Consider the following 20,805-nt stretch of genomic DNA (forward strand, 5'->3'; position numbering starts at 1 on the left):
CACCTTGTCTCGAACAGATCCGCCGCTGCGCCGCGGCGCGGCGGCGCGGTCGGAGCGCCGCGCCGCGCATGGGCACGGGCGCGCCGCGCCGCGCATGGGCACGGGCGCGCCGCGCGCGGGGCGCCCCGGCGCGCCCTAGGGGGCGTCCTGCTTCTCGAAGCGCAGATGCATTTGGCGCAGCGGACCTCGGTAGACAATTGTATCGATGCGACCACGATGCGACGCTCGGGCAGCCCGGGCGTCCGGCGCCCCCTTTCGCGCTGCGTTCTTCAGCGAGTATGGCGAAGACCTACCGTCCGCGGATCCCCAAGCCCTTTCGCATCCCGCGTCCGATGACCTCGCAGGCGGAGGCGGCGCGCTCCGCGTGGCTCAGGCCCGATGTGCTCTCGATCGCCGCCGGCGCGCTGATCGCCGCCGTGGCGCCGCTCGAGCGGTTCGACTACGTGGCGCGCGGCCTCACCGCGTCGGCGCTCGCCGACGCCGCGCCCTCCGCGCAGGTGCTGCTCGTCACGGCCTCGCCCGAGGCGCTGCGCGACGGGCTCTGCGAGCGCTCGCTCCCCGGGCTGCTCGAGCGCGGGCGCGCGCGGGGCGCGCTGCTCATCCCCCCGGCGGACGCGTTCTGCGGCGGCGATGCCACGGGCCGCGGCGCGGGGGCCGCGCCCGTGGTCCGGATGCCGCCGGCGCTCCTCCGCCTGAGCGCCGGCGAGGTCGTCGGCTTCTTCTCGCTGGGCGCCGAGGAGCGCGCCGCCGAGCTCGGCGCGCTCGGCGTCTCCGCGGCGCCCTGGGTGATCAAGAAGGCGCCGCAGAGCGTCCCCGCGGTCAGCCTCCGCGATCTCGCGGACGGCCAGGTCCCGGTGGCCGCGCTCGAGGGCCGCGTCGCGGTCGTCGCGGTCGGCGCGGGGGGCGTCCCGCCCCAGGCGGTCGCGACGTCGGCGCTGTCGCCGGCGAAGGGCGTCGCCGCGGTGCTCGGCGGCCTGCTCGACGGCGGCCGGCGCGCCTCGGCCCCGGCCTGGGTGCCGGCGCTGTTCGTGCTGGCGGCGGGCGGGCTCGTGGGGCTCGCGCGCCGCCGCCACGGCAGCCTGGTCGCGACGGCCGCGCTGTTCCTCGCCGTGTTCGCGCTCGCCGCGGGCCAGGGCGCGCTCGCCGCGCGGGCCGAGGCGAGCCTCCTGCCGCTGCCGAGCACCCTGTTCGGCCTCGCGGTCGCGTTCGCGGGCGTGATGATCCTGCGCGGGCTCGCCGTCCAGCGCTCGGTCGATCGCGCCGCGGAGCTCATCCAGCGCGCCGCGCTGTTCCGCATGCAGGGGGTCCACACGCTGCCGGACGAGGAGTTCTGGCCGCGCGTGGCGCGGCTCGCGGAGCAGGCGCACCCGGCGGATCTCGTGCTCGTCGCGGAGCTGCCGCCGGGCAGCTGGCACCTCAAGTTCTGGAACGATCGGCAGGGCGGCGAGAGCCTCGTCGCGGAGCGCCGCCACGACGTGCGCCGCCCGCCGTACAGCAGCGAGCAGGGCGTGCCGGCGATCCGCCTGGCGCGCCGCTTCCTGACGAAGCAGGACATGCCGGCGGTCGTGGTCCCGCTCATCGCGTTCGGCGAGATCGAGGGCTACGCCTTCTTCTGCGGCCCGGTCGCGGAGTCGACGTACTCGCGCGAGCCGGAGCGGGCCGAGCACGTCGGCCGCGAGCTCGCGCTCCTCCTGCGCAGGAAGCGCCTCGCGCGCACCGCGATCGCGGAGGGCGGCGCGGGCGAGGGGCGGGCCGGCCACGCGCCGGCGGACGATCTCGTCGAGGGCGCGCGCGTCGCGCTCGACGATCTCCAGCTCTTCGGGTCGATGCTGCGGAGCGCGCCGGTCGGGCTCCTGTACGCCGACGCCTTCGGCGACGTCCGCTTCCTCGCGCCGGAGTTCGCGAAGTGGCTGCGCGCGCGCGACGTCACGGTGCCCGCGGAGAGCGCGAGCGCGGCGCTCCCGCCCGGCTCGCTCACGCTGGGCGACGTCCTCGGCGCCACGTCGGCGGGCAGCGCGGAGGTGTCGCTGTCCAGCGTGATGGCGAGCGACGAGGGCATCGAGCTCAGCGTCAGCGCGCCCGAGCCCGCGGTGATCTCGGTGCGCCCGCTGCGCCGCGAGTCCGACGGCTCGTCGTGGATCGCGGGCTACGTCGCCGCGCTGATCCCGGTGAAGCAGCCGGCGCCCGTGTCCGGGAACGTGCGGCCGCTCGCGGCGCGCGACGCGACGGATCCGCTCTGCGCCTTCCAGCTCGTCGACGTCGTGGTCGACGCGGTCGCGAGCGCCGCCCGCGCGACGGGCCGCGCGGTGCGGCTCGAGCCGATCCGCGGCGCGACGCACGCGCTCGGGCACCGGGGCGAGCTCGGGCAGGCGCTCGAGGCGTTCCTCGTCGACGTCGCGAGCCGCGGGCTCCCGGGGCACGGCCCGGTGGTGTCGGTGCGCGAGGCGCCGCAGGGCGTGCAGCTGTCGATCCTGGACGTCGGCTTCGGCCTGGGTCTGCCGGAGTCGGCGCTCCAGCGCGTGCTGACCGCGCCTGGCGCCGCGCCGGCGGGGCTCGAGCCGCTCGGCCGGCTCATCCTAGCCGTGGAGGACAGCCATGGGCAGGCGGAGCTGAAGACGAACGACGGCTGGGGCATCACGCTGACGGTGACGCTCCTCCGGGCGCACCCGCGCGTCGGCGCGGCCGTGCAGGAGAGCGGCAAGCCGGCGGCGCAGCAGAACGTGATCGCGATCGGGAGGGCGAGCCCGAAGTAGGGCGGAGGAGCGGGGGACGAGCGCGCAGGGGCGGCCCCGGGTGCGGGTTCCCGGCCGCCACGGCGTCCTGCTCTCTCTCTCTCGCCGACTGGCCCCCTCGATGCCCGGAACGACCCGATTCAGGAAGTCGACCGGCGGCTCGCCCTCGGGACGCCGCTCGTCGGCCTGGTCCTGCGGACTGCGCATCGGAACATCACACCGCGACTCGAACATACGTTAATCGCAGCTCGAACATACGTTGCGCTGCCTCCTCCGCCCTGGGTCGATTCGACGGACTCGCTCTCCCGCAGGGGCCGCCCCGTTCGGCGACTGCACCTGAACCTGGTTCGCCATGGTGTTGGCGGACCGGCGAGCGTGGGCGTTGCCAACCTCCTTGCGGCGCTGCTCGGTGCCAGACCTCCCCCCTCGGAGATATGATTTGTCGCATGCGCGACCTTTCACGGGCAGGCGAGCGAGGTTAGGTGATCGATGATCGTCAGAGGGGGCTACGCGCTCCTCGAGAAAATCGAGGAGCACGCTGATTTCAGCTTGATCCGCGCGTGCCGCGAGGGAGACGGTGTCCCTGTCTTGCTGAAAGTCCTGCGCGCGGAGAGGGCGGCTCGCGCCGAGGTCGCGCGCTTCAAGCACCAGTACGAGCGCATCGCGCAGCTCGCCTCGCCTCGCCTCGTCGCGGCGCACGGCGTCGAGGAGATCGCCGGCGCCTTGATCGTCGTCCTCGAGGACTTCCCGGGCCGCGCTCTCGCGCGGATCCTCGCCGCGCGCCCGTCGCGCGCAATGCCGATCAGCGAGGCGCTCGATCTCGCCGCCGCGCTCGCCGAAGGCCTCGCCGCGGTGCACGCGGCGGGGCTCGTCCACCGCGATCTGCGCCCGCACAACGTGCTCGTCGGCGCGGGCGGCGCCGTCAAGATCACGAGCTTCGGCGTCGACGCCGAGATCACCCGCGCGCACGAGCGGCTCTACGCGCCGGCGGTGATCGCCGACGTGCTGCCCTACGTCTCCCCCGAGCAGACAGGCCGTATGAACCGCGGCGTCGACTACCGGACGGACCTCTACGCGCTCGGCGTCATCCTTTACCAGATGCTCACGAGTCAGCGCCCCTTCGAGGCCCTGGACCCGATGGAGCTCATCCACGCGCACCTCGCCCTCGCGCCCGCGCCGCCGTCCCGCGCCGATCCGACGATCCCCGAAGCCGTCTCCGGCGTCGCGCTCAAGCTGCTCGCGAAGAACGCCGAGGACCGCTACCAGAGCGCCGAGGGCGTGCTCGCCGACCTCGATCGCTGCCGCGAGGCCCTGCGCGGCACGGGGACGATCGAGCCCTTCGTCGCGGGCCAGCGCGATCGCCAGGACCTGTTCCGGATCCACCAGAGGCTCTACGGCCGCGAGCAGGACATCGAGGCGCTGACCGCCGCGTTCGAGCGCGCGCTCGAAGGCAGCCGCGAGAGCGTCCTCGTCTCCGGCTACTCGGGCATCGGCAAGTCCTCGCTCGTGCAGGAGATCTTGAAGCCCCTCGCGCGGCAGAAGGGCTATTTCACGAGCGGCAAGTACGACCAGTACAACCGCGACGCGCCCTACAGCGCGGTCATCCAGGCGTTCGACGGCCTAGTGCGGCAGATCCTCACCGAGAGCGAGGCGCGCATCGAGCGCTGGCGCAGCGCGATCCTCGAGGCGCTCGGGCCGAACGCGCAGGTCGTCTGCGACGTCATCCCCTCGCTCTCTTACGTGGTCGGCGCGCAGCCGCCCGTGCCGGCGCTCGGCCCGCTCGAGGCGCAGAACCGCCTGAACCGGTGCTTTTTGCTGTTCGTCTCGGTGTTCGCGCGCGGCGCGCACCCGCTCGTCCTGTTCCTCGACGATCTGCAGTGGATCGACCCCGCGAGCCTGGGGCTGCTCCGCACGCTCGTCGCCGACGACGCGCTCGAGGCGCTCTTCTTCTGCGGCGCCTACCGCGACAACGAGGTGTCGCCCGGGCACCCGCTCGTCCGGGCCATCGAGGAGCTCAAGCACACAGGGCTCGTCGTGCGCGACATCGTCCTCGCCCCGCTCGCGCGCCCGCACCTGCTCCAGATGCTCTCGGACAGCCTCCAGCGCGACGACTGCGGGCCGCTCGCCGACGCGGTGCAGAAGAAGACGGGCGGCAACCCGTTCTTCGTCAAGGAGTTCGTCCGGTCGCTGCACGACCACGGCGTGCTCACGTTCTCTGCCGGGTCGGGCTGGCGCTGGGACCTCGCCCGGATCGACGCGCTCGCGTACACCGACAACGTCGTCGACCTCATGGTGCGCACCATCGCGCGCCTGCCGCCGGAGGCGGTGGAGGCGCTCAAGCTCGCCGCGGCGATCGGCAGCCGGTTCGAGCTCGACGTGCTCGCCACGGTGAGCAAGTGCTCGCCGGAAGAGGCGTACGGCCGCCTCGATCCAGCCGTCGGCGAGGGGCTCGTGCTTGCCGGGCGCGAGGGCTACCGCTTCGCCCATGACAAGGTCCAAGAGGGCGCCTACGCGATGATCCCGGAGGCGGACCGGCCCGCCTTCCACCTCCGTATCGGCCGGCTGCTCGCCGGCAAGCTGGACCTCTCCCAGAGCCAGAGCCTCTTCGACGTCGTCGGCCACCTGAACAGCGCAGGCGACCTCGTGTCGGACCCAGCGGAACGCCTGTCCCTCGCCCGCATGAGCCTCGAGGCCGCCCGCCGCGCCGAGGACTCGTCCGCCTTCGGCGCCGCCCTGCGCTACCTCGAGCTCGGCCTCCTGCGCCTTCCGGAGGACGCCTGGACATCGCAGTACCCGCTCCGCCTCGAGTACGCGATGAAGACGGGCCTCATGCTCTCGCTCTGCGGGCAGCACGACGACGCCCTCGCGGTCCTCTCCGATTGCCTGGAGCGGGCCGCGAACCGGCTCGATCGCACCGAGGTGCAGCGGCTCAAGATGAGCGTGCACGTGCTCAAGAACGACCTGCCCGCCGCGCTGGCGGAGGGGCTCGCGGCTCTGCGCCCGTTCGGGCTCGACCTGCCCCTGTTCCCTGACGAAGCCATGGTCGATGCCCAAATCCGGGCGACGATCGCTCTCGTCCGGGAAAACCCGCTCGAGGCGCTGCCAGACCTGCCGCCGCTCGCGGACCCGGAGATCCGCGCCATGCAGGACGTGCTCCAGGAGCTTTATTCTCCCTGCTGGTTCTTGAGCCCCAACAACCTCTGCATCACGGTCGCGAAGATCCTCGAGAACACGCTGCGCCACGGCCTGTCCAAGCACGCGATCTACGCCTGCGTGTCCTTCGGGGTGTCCCTCTGCGGCCGCGGCGACGTCGAGCTCGGCTACCGCTTCGGCCGCGCCGCCATCGACCTTTCGGAGCGCCACCCGGACAAGAAGTCCGAGGCGATGCTTTGTGACATGTGGGGCGCCTTCGTACAGCACTGGAGAGAGGGCTACCCCGCCTGCCAGAAGTCGCTGCTCGCGGGGATGCATGCCGGGCTCGAGACGGGCCAGTACATCTGGGCGTTCTACAGCACGGCCAACGCCATCACGAACAGCCTCCTGCGAGGCCTGCCGCTCTCCGACCTCCTCGCCGAGGCGCAGAGCTACCAGCCGATATGCAAGCTCGACGGGGGCAACACCCTCACCTGGATGGTCGGCGCGGTCGGACAGATCGCGTACCAGCTCTCGGTCGAGACCGCGCGCCCGGCCAAGCTCGAGGGCTCATGGATCGACATCGACGAGGTGATCGAGGAGGCCCGCCGGATGGACGATGTGATCACGCCTCCCTGCGCGCAGTTCTACGTCATGCTCCTCGGCGTCTTCCAGGGCGCGTTCGAGGAAGCGGCGCGCATCGCGCTCTCGCTGAATATCGAGATCCTGACCCTGGTGCCTTGGCAGGCCATCCCCGCGTTCCATTTCTACGCCGGCGTCGCATTCACGCAGGCGGCGGACGTGGTCTCCCCGGACGAGCGCGCGCTCTTCCTCGAACGCGCGGAGATTTTTGCTGAAAAACTCTCGCGCTGGGCGGATCTCTTCCCGGAGAACCTGGCGCACCGCAGCGCCCTGCTCTGCGCCGAGCTCGCGCGCGCCCGCGGTGACGCGCGCGCCGCGGCGGGAGATCGCTACGACGAGGCGATCGCCCTCGCGCAGCGCGGCGGCTACCTCCACGACGAGGCGCTCGCCAACGAGCTCGCCGGCCTCTTCTTCCGCGCGCTCGGCAAGACCACCATCGCCCGCGCCTACCTCGCCGAGGCGCACAGGGCCTACGGCCGATGGGGCGCGACGGAGGCGATGCGGCGCCTCGAGCGCGCGTACCCCGACCTCGTCCCCAGCGAGATCCTCCGCGGCGCGAGGTGCCCGGAGGCCGCCGCGCCCGCCAGCGCCGCGCTCGACCTCGGCTCGGTGCTCAACGCCTCCCAGGCCATCTCGGGCGAGATCGTCCTCGACCGCCTGCTCGACGCGCTCATGCGCATCCTGGTGAAGAACGCCGGCGCGAGGCGGGGCTGCCTGCTCCTCGCCCGCGCCGAGGCCCTGCGCTTGGCTGCCGAGGCGAGGGTGGAGGGGCCCCGGATCGAGGTGCGTATTCCCCACGAGCCCGAAGCCTCCCCTTCGAACCTGCCGGCGTCCCTCCTCAACTACGTCCGGCGCAGCCGGGAGAAGGTGATCCTGGACGACGGGACGGCACGGAATCCCATCGTCGCCAGCGACGACCTCTACCGGTACCCCAAATCCGCCCTCTGCCTGCCCATCCTGCGGCAAGCGGAGCTCGTAGGGCTGCTCTACCTGGAAAACGACCTCATCGCCGGCGCGTTCACCCCGGAGCGGCTCTCGGTGCTGGAGCTGCTGTCGGCCCAGGCCGCCATCTCGATCGCCAATGCCACGCTCTACGCCGACCTGCTCCAGGAGAACAGCGAACGCCGGCGCGCGGAGCAGGCCGTGCGTGACAGCAAAGAGCTGCTGCAGTCGATCGTCGACAACTCGACAGCGAGCATCTACCTCAAGGATCTCGACGGGCGCTACCTGATGATCAACCGGCGCTGCGCCGAGCTGTTCCACGTCAGTGAGCAAGCGATCGTCGGCCGGACCGACTACGATGTCTTCCCCAGGGAGCGGGCCGATGCCTTCCGCGCCGCCGACCAAGAGGTGCTGGCCACCGGAACGGCGCTGCAGGCCGAGGAAGAGGCGCCCCAGGACGATGGGATGCACACCTATCTCTCACTCAAGTATCCCCTGTGCAACGCGGCGGGGCAGCCCTATGCCGTCTGCGGCATCTCCACCGACATCACCGAGCGCAAGCAGGCCGAGGCGGAGCGCCAGGCCCGCAAGACGGCCGAAGCCGAGAGCCGAGCGAAGACCGAGTTCCTGACGAACATGAGCCACGAGCTGCGCACGCCGCTCAACGCCATCCTCGGCTACGCCCAGATCCTCAAGCGCTCCCCGGGGCTCGACGACCGCCAGGCGACGGGGCTGGATACCATCCAGCAGAGCGGCCAGCACCTCTTGACCCTCATCAACGACCTCCTCGACCTGGCCAAGATCGAGGCGGGCAAGATCGAGCTCTACCCCGAGCCGATCCACCTCTCGGCCTTCCTGACGGTCGTCGCCGACATCATCCGCGTCAGGGCGGAGCAGAAGAGCCTCTACTTCGTCTACGAGGTCACGCCCCACCTGCCTCGGGCGGTGCTGGCCGACGAGAAGCGTCTGCGCCAGGTGCTGCTCAACCTCCTCGGCAATGCGGTGAAATACACCGATCGGGGGCGGGTGCGCTTCGGGGTGCAGGTGCTCGCCCAGGACGAGACCGGGGCGCGCCTGCGCTTCGAGGTGGAGGATACCGGCGTCGGAATGACGCCGGAGCAGCTGGCCAAGCTCTTCCAGCCTTTCGGGCGGGTAGGCGATGTGCGGCGCCGCGCGGGTACCGGCCTCGGGCTGATGATAAGCCGCCAGCTGGTGCACCTCATGGGCAGCGAGATCCACGTGGAGAGCCGGCCCGATGAAGGCAGCCGGTTCTGGTTCGAGGTGGCGCTGCCGGTGACCGAGATCGCAGCGCCCCTCCGGCCTTCCGAGCGGGTCGCGGTCGGCTACGAGGGGCCGCGCCGGAAGGTGCTGGTCGCCGACGATGTGGTGGGCAATCGGGCGGTGCTCTCGGACCTGATGAGCGGCCTGGGCTTCGAGGTCTGCGAGGCGGCCAATGGCCAGGAGGCCGTCGATCTGGAGATGGAGGCGTCGCCGGATCTGGCGGTGATGGATATGGTCATGCCGGTGATGGGCGGCCTGGAGGCCATCCATTGCATTCGTCGCAATCGCCAGGCTCGGGGGCTCGCGCGGCTGCCGTCCATCGTCGTCTCCGCGAGCGCCAACGAGGAGGACCACGCCGAGAGCGTCGCCGCCGGCGCCGACGCCTTCCTCACCAAGCCGATCGACCAGGAGAGGCTGCTGCGGATCATCGGAGCCCAGCTCGGGCTCACCTGGATCTATAGCAGACCAGCCGAGAAGCAGGCCGTGGACGGGGAGACCGCGGAGCTCGTGGTGCCGCCCCGCGAGCAGATGGAAGTCCTGCATGCCCTGGCCCTGAAGGGCAACATGCGCGACATCCACCAACATGCGGCCTGCCTGACCACCCTTGACGAGCGCTACCGCCCCTTCGCCGACCGCCTGCATCGCCTGGCGCAGGGCTATGAGTCCAGGGCGATCCGCAGCCTGGTCGAGAAGCACCTGCACGGATTCGAGCCGAACGCGAGGCTGGAGCCGAAGGGGCGGCGCATCGGGGGCGGCCAGCGACCATGAGCAGAGCCACAGCGCCCAGCGATCGCACCGGCACGATCCTGATCGTGGATGATACGCCAGCCAACCTCGGCGTGCTGGTGGATCATCTGGAACGCATCGGTCATCAGATACTCATCGCCCAGGATGGTGAAGAGGCCCTGGAACGGGCCAGCCTCATGAGACCCGACCTGATCCTGCTGGACGTGCTGATGCCGGTCATCAACGGTTTCGAGACGTGCCGGCGCCTGAAGGCGGTTGAGAGCACCCGAGACATCCCGGTGATCTTCATGACCTGTCTTACGGATGCGGCTGACAAGCTCGTGGGGTTCACGGCGGGGGGCGTCGATTACATCACCAAGCCGTTCGATGTCGGAGAGGTGATCGCGCGGGTCACGACGCACCTGAGCCTGCGCGAGGCGCAAAAGGAGCTCGAAGAAAAGAACGCGGAGCTGCGGCGCATCCATCAAGAGCTGGAGCAACGGGTGCGAGATCGCACGGCCGATCTGACCAGATCGAACGCCGCTCTCCGCGAGAGCCAGCATCTGCTTCAGGCCATCGTCGACAACACGACCGCCGTCATCTTCGCGAAGGACATCGAGGGCCGCTACATGCTCGTCAACCGCGGGTTCGAAGAGCTCTTCCAGATGCGCCGCGAGCAGGTCATCGGCAAGACCGACCACGACATCTTCCGACGCGAGCAGGCCGATGAGTATCGCGCCAACGATTTGCTCGTCCTGGCGCAGAACCGGGCCATCGAGCTCGACGAGCCGGCCACCCAGAGCGACGGCGTGCGCACGTACATCTCTCTCAAGTTCCCACTCCGCGGCCCCGCCGGGGGGCCTGAGGGCGTCTGCGGTATCTCGACCGAGATCACCAGCCGCAAGCACGCCGAGGACGTGCTGCGCCATTCCTACTCGCTCCTCGAAGCTACGCTCGAATCGACGGCGGACGGCATCCTGGTCGTCGACGGCGCGAGGCGCGTCGTGCGCCATAATCACAGGCTCGCGCAGATGTGGCGCGTCCCCGACGACGTCCTCGCCGACGGATCGGCCGACGTGTGCCTCGCGTTCGCCTGCGGCCAGGTCCGCGAGCCCGAGCTCTTCGTGAAGAGCGTCCATGACCTCTGTGCCGAGCCCGAGGTGAGCGCCGTCGACACGTTCGCGCTCCTGGACGGGCGGGTCTTCGAGCGTTATTCGCAGCCACAGCGCCTCGGTGGGCGCGTGGTAGGGCGGGTCTGGAGCTTCCGCGATATCACCGCGCGCGTGCACGCCGAACAGCAGCGCGATCGGCTCCTGCTCGAGGAGCGGCGCACGCGCGCGGCGGCGGAGGAGGCCACCCGTCTGCGGGACGAGTTCCTCCTCGTCGCCTCGCACGAGCTCCGTACCCCGCTCACCAGCCTGCAGCTCTCCATTCAATCCCTGGGACAAAGGCTCTCGCGGGGCATGGACGTCGAGCGCGTGCGATCCGCGGTCGCCCTCTCCGGCCGCCAGATCAAGCGCCTCGCGACCCTCACCGACATGCTCCTCGACGTCTCCCGGATCCAGGCGGGGAGGCTCGATCTGAACAGGGGGCCCGTCGATCTGCGCGAGCTGGTCACCGAGATCGTCTCCCACCTCGCCGACCAGCTCGCGCAGTCGGGCAGCACGCTCGCCATGCGCGCGGAGCAGCCGGTCATCGGCTGGTGGGACCCGTACCGCCTGGAGCAGGTCGTGACCAACCTCCTCACCAATGCAATCAAGTTCGGGGAACGCTCGCCGATCGAGATCGCCATCACCGGGGAAGATCGGGTCGCACGGCTCTCGGTGACGGACCATGGAATCGGGATCCCGGCTGAGGTGCAAGCGCATCTCTTCGAGCGATTTCGTCGCGGCGTCTCATCGCGGCATTACGGGGGGCTCGGGCTCGGCCTCTACATCACGCGCACCATCGTCGAGGCGCACGGCGGGCGAATCTTCCTATCGAGCGAGGTCGGCCGGGGCTCGACCTTCTGCGTCGAGCTGCCGCTCTCGACTGAGAGCGCAGAGAGCCGCTATACATAGCCGGGCGAGCGCGATCGCTCGCGCGGGCACGCTGGGACCGGTCCTCGGTCAGCGCCGATGCGGTCCGATCCTGTGTGCCAGCGCGCCCTTTCGATCGAGCGCATAGGCCACGTCGGCCCGGAGATCGTGGGATGATCCGCGGGATTTCTGACACGCGGATCCAAGGCCGGTCTCGCGGGCGACGGCGCTCCTCCACGTCAGCACGTCAGCGCTCCGCCGGCAGGAGGCTCTCTTCCGCGGCCCGGTGGGCGACCGAGCCGCCGGGTCGGGCGGCGCCCTCGCCCTCCAGCCGGCCGATCCAGGTCGCCGCCTCGTCCACGGCGGACCTTGCGAGGGCCGCGTCGAGCGGCACGCCCGCGCGCGCGAGGGTGCCGAGGTCGTGGAGCCGCGCGAGCGCGGCGTGCGCCTCGACGGGCAGCCCGCCGCCCGGCACGAGATCGCGATACACGCCCGCGATGAGCGCCGCGTGCGACTCGGGCGCCGGCCCCTGCAGCATGCCCGCGATCGTCCCGGCGAGCGCCTCGTAGGCCGCGCGGGCGGCGTCCGCCGCGAAGCCGGCGTCCAGCACCACCCGCGCGAGCCGCAGCCGCTCCGCCGCCTTGCGCGCGGTCTCCGCCCCGGGGCGGGGGCGCACCGGAGGCGTGCGCGCCTGTCCGCCGCCTGCTTCGTCGCCCGCAACGGCGACCTCCGTCGCGGCGGTCTCCGCACCGGCGCCCATCACCGCGGCGTCGTTCGCCGGCGCGGCCTCTCCCCCCGGCCATGCCGCGACCGCCCCCGGCGCGGCCTCCCCCCCCGGCCATGCCGCGACCGCCCCCGGCGCGGCCTCTCCCCCGTCGCCCTCGCCCTTCGCGGGCAGGGCGGCGGCGCTCCCCGGCACCTCCGCGCTCTCAGGCACCTCCGCGCTCCCCTCGCTCGCCCCGGCCCCCTCCGCCGCCGCCAGCACCTGCCGCATCTCGCGCAGCACCACCGCGAAGCTCGGCGCCGCCAGCTCCTCCACCGCGGCATCGGCGCGGAGCGACGCGCTCAGCACCTTGCGCTTCTCGGACAGAATGCCCTCGATCCCCCGCTCGATGCCCTCCTCGGCGCAGAGGTAGGTCACGCTCACGCCGCGCGCCTGACCCATGCGGTGCGCGCGCGCCGTGCGCTGGTCGAGCCGCGCCGGGTTCCACGGCAGGTCCAGGTGCACCACATAGCTCGCCGCCTGCAGGTTCAGCCCCACGCCGCCGGCGTCCGTGCTCAGGAGCACCCGCACCGCCGGATCCTCGCGGAATCGATCGAGCAGCGCCGGGCGGCGCTCCGTCGGCACGTCGCCGTGGAGCGCCACGTGGCCCACGCGGAGCCGCTCGAGCCGCTCCCGCGCCAGCGCCAGCATCCCCACCCACTCGGAGAACACGATCACCTTGCTCCGAGGCTGCGCCGTGATCTCGGCGATCAGCGCCTCCAGCTCGTCGAGCTTCGGCGACGCCCTCTTCTGGCGCCTCGGATCGCACAGCTCGAGCGCGTTGCACGCCTGCCGCGCCTTCATGAGCAGCATCATGAGCCGGTCCAGCTCTTCCTTGCGCAGCGTCCGGCGCTCCGCGATCGCGACCAGGCGGGCCGCCTGCGCGCGGTAGTCCGCGTCGAGCTCGCGCTGCTCCCGGGTGAGCGGCGTGTACCGCGTCTGCTCGAGGAGCGGCGGCAGGTCGAGCAGCACCTCGGCCCGCTCGCGCCGGAGCGCGACCGGCGCGACGCGCCGCCGCAGCTCGCCGAGGTTCTTGTAGCCCACGATCCTGCCGCGCTCGTCCTGGCGGTGGAAGTCGGCGTTGAACCGCCAGAGCGGCCCGAGGAGCGCAGGATCGACGAGCTGGAGCAGCGCGTACAAGTCGTCGAGGCGGTTCTCGACGGGCGTCCCCGTGAGGACGAACAGGAACCGCGACGGGAGCGCCCGGAGCGTCGCGGCCGTCTTCGTGCGGAAGTTCTTCGCGCGCTGGGCCTCGTCGAGCACGAGCGCGTCCGCCGCGAGCGCCTGGAGCCGCGAGAGCTCGCGCCAGGTGAGCTCGTAGCTCAGCACCGTGTACGCCGCCTCCGCCGCGAGCGCGCCCGAGCGCTGGGCCGGGGAGCCGCCGAGCACCGCGGCGCGCTCGCCCGTCCACCGAGCGATCTCCTGCGCCCACTGGTGCTTGAGCGACGCCGCCGTGACGATGAGGATCCGCCGGGCCTCGCCGCGGCGCCGCAGCAGCTCGCACGCCGCGATGGCCTGGAGGGTCTTGCCGAGGCCCATGTCGTCGGCGAGCAGCGCCCGCCCGTTGCGGAAGAGGTGGAGCACCCCCTCGCGCTGGTACGGGAAGAGCGGCAGCCCGAGCTCATCGATCGCGGCCTGCGCGCGGCCCCCTCGCGCATCGAGCGCGCTCCGGCGGCGCTTGTGCCAGATCGCCGCCGCGAGCCGCTCCGCCGCCGGCAAGGCCGCGTGGACGACCCGCGGCGCGGCCGCCTGCTCCCCGGCAGCCCTCGCCGACAAGGCCTTGAGCAGCCCGCCCGCCTGCACCAGGCGCGCGCGCTCCGCGCGGAGCGCCTCGGGCCACGCCCCCACCGCGACCAGGCGCAGGCCGTCCTGCGCGTCGACCGTGAGGGTCGGCCGCGTCGGCGCGTCGAGCCGGGCGAACGCGCGGCGCCACGCCGGACGCTCCGCGACCGCGCGGCGCACCGCCTCGAGGTGCTTGCAGGTGCCGAGCCGATTGCTCAGGAAATCAGGGCAAGAGCAGGTGTCGTATCGCTCGCTGCTGTCCACGAGATCGACCACGTACCGGCCCCCGGTCCCGCTCGCCACGGCGTAGTCGCCGTCGACGCGATCGCTGAGCGGCGCGACGCCGAACGGCTCGGTATGCGCGCGATGGACACGCACCTCGCGCTCGTACCGGCGAACGGCATCGGGGTCCTCATAATCATGACATTGCGGGGTGTTCCAGCGGATCGGTTCGAGCGATGCAGGGCGCACGGCGCACCTTTGCCGCAGCCTCCCGGCCGTCGCAACGGTGGAGAGGGGCGGAAGACGCATTGCGTTTTCAATCAGCAATTTCTCACATCATTCGAACACGGGCTCGCTTGGCGCGGGGGGCGTGCGAACCGGAACGCAGCGAGGGGCCGACCGGCTCGCCGGGGCTCGTCAGAGCGCCGGCGAGCGAGCCGCGCAGGCGGCGGCCGCTCGAGCTGCGCTCCTCATGGTGGAGAGGGAGCCCGGAGCAGGTCGAACCCGGGGCGAGGCAGGCGCCCTCCGGGGCCGTGATGGCTGCCGCCTCCAGGTAGAGGGCGCAGCCTCCGGGGGACGTGCCGCAGCGCCCCGCCCGGCACAGGTCGGCGACGAGGATCAAAACACGCGTAATTTCGAAGACTTATCTGTTTTTCACCGCGCGAAAACGCGCCTCGCCCGGCTCGCCGGACAGGCCCCGCTCCGGCCGATCCCCCATCCCCACGCACTGGTATATCCGTTGCTCTATAGGTCGGCGTCCGGCGCGCGAGAGACGCCGCCGAACCAACAGCAACGCATTCGCGGCGCGCCGCGCTATGGCCGCGGACCGAGCACCTTCGGTCCGACCGGCCCCGTGCGGTCCGCCGCAGGAGTCAGGAGATCGTCATGAACACCTATCGCATCGTCAACGGGCTCGGTTTCGTCTGCTTCGGCGTCGTCGCTATCGCGCTCGCGGGTTGCGCGGTCGACGCCACCGACGAGGACGCGCTCGTCGATGACGTGGTGGAAGAGGACGTCGCCGAGGCCGAGCAGGCCAGCGGCATCGAGTGCGCCGGCGCCGCCGCCACCGCGACCTTCGTCGGCGGCATCAACTACACCTCGCCCCAGAGCTACAGCACCGCGAGCTGCTACAAGGGCGTCGTCCTCGACGTGCAGAGCTACTCCTCGCTCTACGCCCAGAATCCGAGCGGCTCCGTCTCCCCGGGTCGCACCACCGTCGAATGGGCCGACGGCCTGCCCACCCTCGCCGACCCCGACCGCATCGCCAAGTGCGAGAGCACCTACCTCGCCGCGGATCTCTTCGAGAAGGTCGGCCCGAGCTGGGTCTACAAGACCACCAAGGAGTCGCTCGGCATCTGGACGCCCTTCTTCGACGGCGGCTTCTGCGCCGGCCCGGGTGTCTCCTTCTCTTCCGAGATGCAGGCCGGGAAGACCTACCGCATCTCCGCCACCGCGCGCACCCACAAGAGCAGCTCCGCCGCAACTCGCAAGCTCCACGTCGAGTCCCGCGAGCCCGTCAAGGCGCCTCGCTGAGGCGCCCGGCGCGGCTGCGCCCGCACGCCGTCAAAGCTGGCTCGTGTTCAGGTGCTGCTCCAGCGCCTCTCGCGCGCCGGGGGCGATGGGCAGCGATCCGCGCAGCCGGGACCAGGCGTCGCGCACACGCAATGCCGTATCGGACACGATGTCGCTCGTGAGCTCGGGCGACGCCTTGATCCTCTCCGCCAGCCTTTCGAAGTGAGCTCGGGTGACCCGGGAGAATTCCTTCTCGCCGGAGAGCCGCAAGGCGAGGCGCTGGTCCAGACCCGGGCCATAGGCGATCGTGGAGACCAGATCGTAGGCAGGCGAGAGCCGCGCGCGGCGGCCGTCGGGGTACACGAGCGACCAGTTCTTCAGGTGCGCATCCGCGTTTCCGCTCAGCACGACGAAGACGAGGCGGCGCACCAGTTCCTCGTAATCGGCCTCGCCCGACACGGTGCGCACGATGTTGGCGATCGTCGCGTAGTTGTGACCCTTGTACTTGTCCCGAGGCCGCACGTTGAGGACCTGGGCGAAGTCTTCCTGATGGATGCGGGCTCCTTCTTCGTCCCGGTCGAAGCGACGGATTGCGAGCGCCAGGGTCTCGTCGAAGCGGAGCTCGTCGGGCAACCCTTGGATATCCGAGACCTGCACGAGATTGAAATCCGGCACGGAGATACCGGCTTCGCGTGCCCATGCCAGCATGGAGTACTCGTTCTCTGGAACCCTGGGGTAACGCCTGTCCGGCAGCTTGACGATCCAGCGCCCGCCCTGGCCAGCGACCGGGAGCGTGAAGCGCGTTTCCTGTTGAAGCACCGAGAACTTGAGCTGCATGCCGGCCAGAGAAAACCGTAGAGCCTCGTCGTCGGCCGGGGATGATGGCGCCGGCTCGTCGAGCTCGTCGCCACCGGCTACCGGATCTTCGGCGCGAACGACGATGGCTCCGGGGAGGTCACCGCCGAGCACGGCCAGGAGGGGTAGCTCCTGGTTTTCCCGTACGCCCGCCTTGCGTGCCAGCAGCGTGCGAAGCGCGCTGTCCTCTTCCGGCAGGTAATTCTGGAAGAACGGAGGCAGTCGGCCGCTCTGCCCGGTGTACTCCAGAGGCGGGGCCAGATGATCCTCGAACCAGCGGCCGAGCACGGGGCGGTCGGGGAGCGCCAGGTAAGCCTCGTCGAAGCGGAAGACGACCCGCCCATCCTGGTGCCGTTCGATCATGCCGACCGAGGCGTCACGGAGCAGAACGCGCAACATCATGGCTCAGTCCTCGCTCACGATCATGGAGGAGAGGGATGGGCTGTCGTCAGCGTTCCACTCGCCCTGGCGCTGGAAGTAGCGATGGACCGTCTGCCACAGGACCACCTCGCGGAGCGCGAGGAACCGTGCCGCGTTGCCAGCGCGCAAAGCCGCACGCGCCTCGCTCGAGATCGCATGCGAAGCGAGCGTCGGCTCATCGCTCGTCGTGGTGATGGCCTTGATCATGTCTCGCGTCGGTAGCCGTGGGTGCAAGATGCGGTTCGCCAGGCCGGAAGCGCGTTCGTCCTCGGCGAGCTTGCCTCGAAGCACGGTGGGCACCTTCTCTTCCCCTGGAGCGGAGAAGAGCGCCGTCACGTCGAGCAATTCCCCGCTCATCAGGTCCCGCGGGCCGAGCGACGCGAGCGCGCAGCACTGCAGCTTGCTCCGCGCCCTGGCGAAGTGAAAGCTGTCGAGGTGATGGATGTCCTCTGCCGGTGCGGTACCTGCGAGCGCCAGCAGCCGCTGGACCGATCCCTCCTCATCGTCCTTCCGAATACAGGCGAGATGCTGCCTCATCCCCACGGTCGCTCCGGTCAGGCGAGCGCCGAGCGCTCCGCGCCACAACCAGCGGCGCAGCAGCAGGCGGCTGCGATCCCGCGGCGTCGGAAACTCGTGGAAGAACTTGGACAGGACCACGATGGGCAAGGTGTAGGGCAGCAGCTCGACGTGCGCGAAACCGGCATCCCGCCTGAGGAAGACGATCGTCTCCCGCAGGGCGGCTTCGGTGGCCCGGAGCGCGGCAGGCACCTCATCGCGATGCAGCGCGTCCGTGAAGTCACGATCGAGCGGCAGCCCTTTCACAGCAAGCAGCGCGCTGAGCACATCGCCATCCGCCAGCGGACCGAACCCCATTTCGGACGCTCTTTGTGCAACGTGGCGCAGATCCGAAGGCTGATTCTGGCTCAATGATCCAAAGAGCGCATTGAACACCTCATGGTCGTCGAGCGGGCGACCCGAGCGGTTGATGCGGTGAAAGATGGTCCTGAGCACTTGCTCGTCGCTCGTCTCGACGATGTAACAGGGCATCTGATATTCTCGGATGCGCTTTCCGACATCGAGGGCGAGAGCGCGCTGCGCCGGGCCGAGCTTGGGATGAGCGAACAGCCATTCGAGAAGCTGGTTGGAGTCCAGCACGACAGCCATCGGCAGCCTGGGGAGCCCGCTCTCGCTGGCTTCTTGCCGTGCCTTCGCGTAGATGAACTTCATCTCTTTCAGATCGAAATGCATGGCACGCTCGTCGGATGCCAGGCGCCCGAGCAAGGTCTCGGCGAGCGTCGTAATACGCTGTTGCCCGTCGACGACCCACAGAGCATCGGAGCGCGCAGGCGCGTCGATGTTCAGCTTGCCCAGGGAGAGCCGCCCTGCGGGCGCCTGGCGCTGCCAGAAGAGCAGCGTTCCGATCGGATAGCCACGGTAAATGCTGTCGAAGAAGTCAATCCGGTCCGAGTCTTCCCACCTGAGCGCACGCTGGAAAGGGGGGACACGGATCTTCCCCTCCTGTACCCTGGGAAGAAGCTCGTCGATCTGAAAAGCTCTCGCCTCGGGACGACGATCGAGCTGCGGCGGTAACTCGGCGGAGCGGGGCGTGGCCATGCCGCACCGAGTATATTCCGCTCCGTCTCGCGTGTCAGTCAGCAAGCGGACGCGCACAGCCGTGTTCTAGCCACCCCTTCCGCGGCGCATCCCGCACGTCTGCACCGGTCGCACGGGTCACGCCAATCGGTATTTTCGGGATGACCTTTCGCGCTCACGAGGATCGTGATCCGGGCGCGGCCGTGCAGGACGGCATGCTCCCTCCGGGGAGCGCCTGCCCAGGCGCGCCGCCGGCCAGAGGGCAGCATCGCCGTCCACCCGCGCCAACGCGGTGGCGCGATGCGCCCGGTAGCCCGGCTGACGCGCCCCTCGCGGGGCGCAGGTTCATCGCTTGCTGGCCAGAGTTCGCGCCGTCCAGCTACTCGATCGACAGGGTGACGCTATCGTCCGTGAGCGACGTCACGTTCAGGCTCCCTGAGAAGATCTTCTCGAACGCCGTGTCGAGGAGGATGAACGAGGAGCTCGTCTCTTCGATCCGCGCGGCGGCGCTCAGGAAGCTGTAGTTCAGATCGTAGGCGTCGATGGTCCCCGCGAAGTCGCGCGACGAGATCCAGTAGGCATCCCCATCGACCATCACGGGCACCAGGGCGCAATCGTAGTTCGTGGGCTCGCCCCCGAAGAACTCGGTTTCGTCGACGTCCCAGACCCCATCCACGAACGTCGCGCAACCGGCCGTGCCGTCCTCGTCGGCAGCGATAGCGAGCTCTGTCGTAGCGAGTCCGCCGTCCGAGCCCCCGCCGCCCTCCGCATTGCCGCCTGACCCCGCGCCCCCGCCACCTTCGGCATTGCCGCCCGACCCCGCGCCGCCGCCGCCCTCCGCATTGCCCCCGGAGCCCGCGCCGCCGCCGCCCTCCGCATTGCCGCCCGACCCCGCGCCGCCGCCGCCTTCAGCATTGCCGCCCGACCCCGCGCCGCCGCCGCCCTCCGCATTGCCGCCCGACCCGGCGCCCCCGCCGCCTTCAGCATTGCCGCCCGACCCCGCGCCCCCGCCGCCCTCCGCATTGCCGCCCGCGCCGCCGGTGCCGGGGTTGGGATCATCGTCCCCGCAAGCGATCAACAAGCATCCAAGAAAGACAATCGATGTCCATTTCATTCGCACCTCAGCTCTCTCTGTGGTGCGACAAAGCGTACCATGAGCCACATGCACGCCAAAGGAATCGACCCAGACGGGCCCGGCGCGCGCACGCAACCGCCGCCCTCCCCTGACGTGCGCACGCAGCCCGCGCCGGTCCGAGACGCGGCCGTCCCCCCCCCAAGATTGGCAATCGCGGTTCGCAGAATGGCGCTCGAGCAGCGCCCGCCCCGCGGCGTGCAGCCCGCGAGGACGAACGCCGCCTGCCCCTTCCCCCGCGCCGCTCTCCCCCGCCGGTCCCTCAGGAGCCGATCCGGATCCTCTTCTTCAGCGCGGCGAGCTCATCATCGACCGCCGACCCGCCGGGCCTGTCCGCGTCGGCGCCGCCCGCGCTGCCGCGGCCGTGCTCGAGCTGGGCGAACTTCGCCTCCAGCTCGGCCGCCGACAGCCCGCCACCGGAGATCGCCTCCTCGACCTCGCGCGACGCCGCGACCTGCGCCACCTGCCCCTCGACCTGCTCCTCCATGCGCCGGAACTCCGAGAACGCGCTCTGGCCACCCCGCGACCCGAGCCCCTCGGCCCCGCCGCCGGCGCGGTGCTGCTGGATCTGCGCCGCGAGCGTGCCCTTCCGCGCCTGGAACTCCTCCTGCTTCGCCTCCATGCGCTCGAGCTCGGTCTTCATCGACAGGACCGCCGAGCGCTGCTCCGCGCGCATCGCCTCGGCCCGGTCGCGCTCGCCCACGACCCGCTTCTTCTGCACGAGCGCCTCGCGCGCGAGCTTCTCGTCGTTCGCCTTCAGCGCGAGCTCGGCGCGCTTCTCCCACTTGTCCGCCTCGGCGTCGAGCTCGTCGACCTTCTTGCGCAGCACCTTCTCCGCCGCTACCGCGTCGACCAGCTCCTTCCGCGCCGCGCGGACCTGGTCCTTCATCTCCTCGACGATGAGATCCAGCGACTTTTTCGGATCTTCCGCCTTGTCGAGGAGCGCGTTGACGTTGCTCGAGATGACCTTTCCCATCCGGTCGAAGATGCCCATGCCGGTAGCGTGCACCGCCCCGCCGCCCCTGTAAAGCGCCCGCGCGCCGCGCCGCGGGC

Annotated in this window: 9 protein-coding genes; 4 read left to right on the top strand and 5 right to left on the bottom strand. The window is 70.8% G+C overall.

The annotated features are described in order from the left end of the window. The first annotated feature begins 332 nt into the window (after positions 1–332). The 3 genes from WME98_RS14570 to WME98_RS14580 all read left to right on the top strand — a co-directional run bounded on the left by WME98_RS14570 (position 333) and on the right by WME98_RS14580 (position 11,515). Complete coding sequence (locus WME98_RS14570; protein ID WP_437951851.1) at positions 333–2,753, top strand: hypothetical protein; 2,421 nt, start codon at positions 333–335, stop codon at positions 2,751–2,753. A 468-nt stretch (positions 2,754–3,221) separates the two neighbouring features. Further along, complete coding sequence (locus tag WME98_RS14575) at positions 3,222–9,497, top strand: AAA family ATPase (protein WP_437951852.1); 6,276 nt, start codon at positions 3,222–3,224, stop codon at positions 9,495–9,497. Further along, a complete protein-coding gene (locus tag WME98_RS14580) occupies positions 9,494–11,515 on the top strand; it encodes an ATP-binding protein (RefSeq protein ID WP_437951853.1) in 2,022 nt (673 codons plus the stop codon). Before WME98_RS14575 ends, WME98_RS14580 begins: the two co-directional genes overlap by 4 nt. A gap of 205 nt (positions 11,516–11,720) precedes the next feature. On the opposite strand, the gene WME98_RS14585 is transcribed toward WME98_RS14580, so the two are convergent. Next, a complete protein-coding gene (locus tag WME98_RS14585; RefSeq protein ID WP_437951854.1) occupies positions 11,721–14,396 on the bottom strand; it encodes an SNF2-related protein in 2,676 nt (891 codons plus the stop codon). Positions 14,397–15,125: 729 nt separating this feature from the next. On the opposite strand from WME98_RS14585, the gene WME98_RS14590 reads away from it, so the two are divergent. Continuing rightward, positions 15,126–15,773: a hypothetical protein gene (locus WME98_RS14590; RefSeq protein ID WP_437951855.1), complete on the top strand. Its 648-nt coding sequence runs from the start codon at positions 15,126–15,128 to the stop codon at positions 15,771–15,773. A 30-nt stretch (positions 15,774–15,803) separates the two neighbouring features. Here WME98_RS14590 and WME98_RS14595 read toward each other — a convergent pair whose 3' ends face one another. The 4 genes from WME98_RS14595 to WME98_RS14610 form a co-directional block, all read right to left on the bottom strand. After that, entirely contained in the window at positions 15,804–17,009 is a 1,206-nt protein-coding gene (locus tag WME98_RS14595) for a type II toxin-antitoxin system HipA family toxin (protein ID WP_437951856.1), read from the bottom strand. A 3-nt stretch (positions 17,010–17,012) separates the two neighbouring features. Next, positions 17,013–18,641: a DUF262 domain-containing protein gene (locus WME98_RS14600; protein ID WP_437951857.1), complete on the bottom strand. Its 1,629-nt coding sequence runs from the start codon at positions 18,639–18,641 to the stop codon at positions 17,013–17,015. A gap of 358 nt (positions 18,642–18,999) precedes the next feature. Next, positions 19,000–19,698 carry a hypothetical protein gene (locus tag WME98_RS14605; RefSeq protein ID WP_437951858.1) on the bottom strand — a complete coding sequence of 233 codons (699 nt, stop codon included), beginning with the start codon at positions 19,696–19,698 and terminating at the stop codon, positions 19,000–19,002. 316 nt (positions 19,699–20,014) lie between these two features. Further along, positions 20,015–20,746, bottom strand: a complete 732-nt coding sequence (locus WME98_RS14610) for a PspA/IM30 family protein (protein WP_061623882.1) — start codon at positions 20,744–20,746, stop codon at positions 20,015–20,017. Positions 20,747–20,805: the final 59 nt, after the last annotated feature.

Origin of the sequence: Sorangium sp. So ce296, assembly GCF_051529605.1 — a bacterium.
Classification (GTDB): Bacteria; Myxococcota_A; Polyangia; order Polyangiales; family Polyangiaceae; genus Sorangium; species Sorangium cellulosum_D.

What these genes read in the sequence shown, in the direction of transcription:
- WME98_RS14580 (WP_437951853.1), top strand. Translation starts at nt 9,494, where the DNA reads ATGAGCAGAGCCACAGCGCCCAGCGATCGCACCGGCACGATCCTGATC.
- WME98_RS14570 (WP_437951851.1), top strand. Translation starts at nt 333, where the DNA reads ATGACCTCGCAGGCGGAGGCGGCGCGCTCCGCGTGGCTCAGGCCCGAT.
- WME98_RS14600 (WP_437951857.1), bottom strand. Translation starts at nt 18,641, where the DNA reads ATGGCCACGCCCCGCTCCGCCGAGTTACCGCCGCAGCTCGATCGTCGT.
- WME98_RS14610 (WP_061623882.1), bottom strand. Translation starts at nt 20,746, where the DNA reads ATGGGCATCTTCGACCGGATGGGAAAGGTCATCTCGAGCAACGTCAAC.
- WME98_RS14590 (WP_437951855.1), top strand. Translation starts at nt 15,126, where the DNA reads ATGAACACCTATCGCATCGTCAACGGGCTCGGTTTCGTCTGCTTCGGC.
- WME98_RS14575 (WP_437951852.1), top strand. Translation starts at nt 3,222, where the DNA reads ATGATCGTCAGAGGGGGCTACGCGCTCCTCGAGAAAATCGAGGAGCAC.
- WME98_RS14595 (WP_437951856.1), bottom strand. Translation starts at nt 17,009, where the DNA reads ATGATGTTGCGCGTTCTGCTCCGTGACGCCTCGGTCGGCATGATCGAA.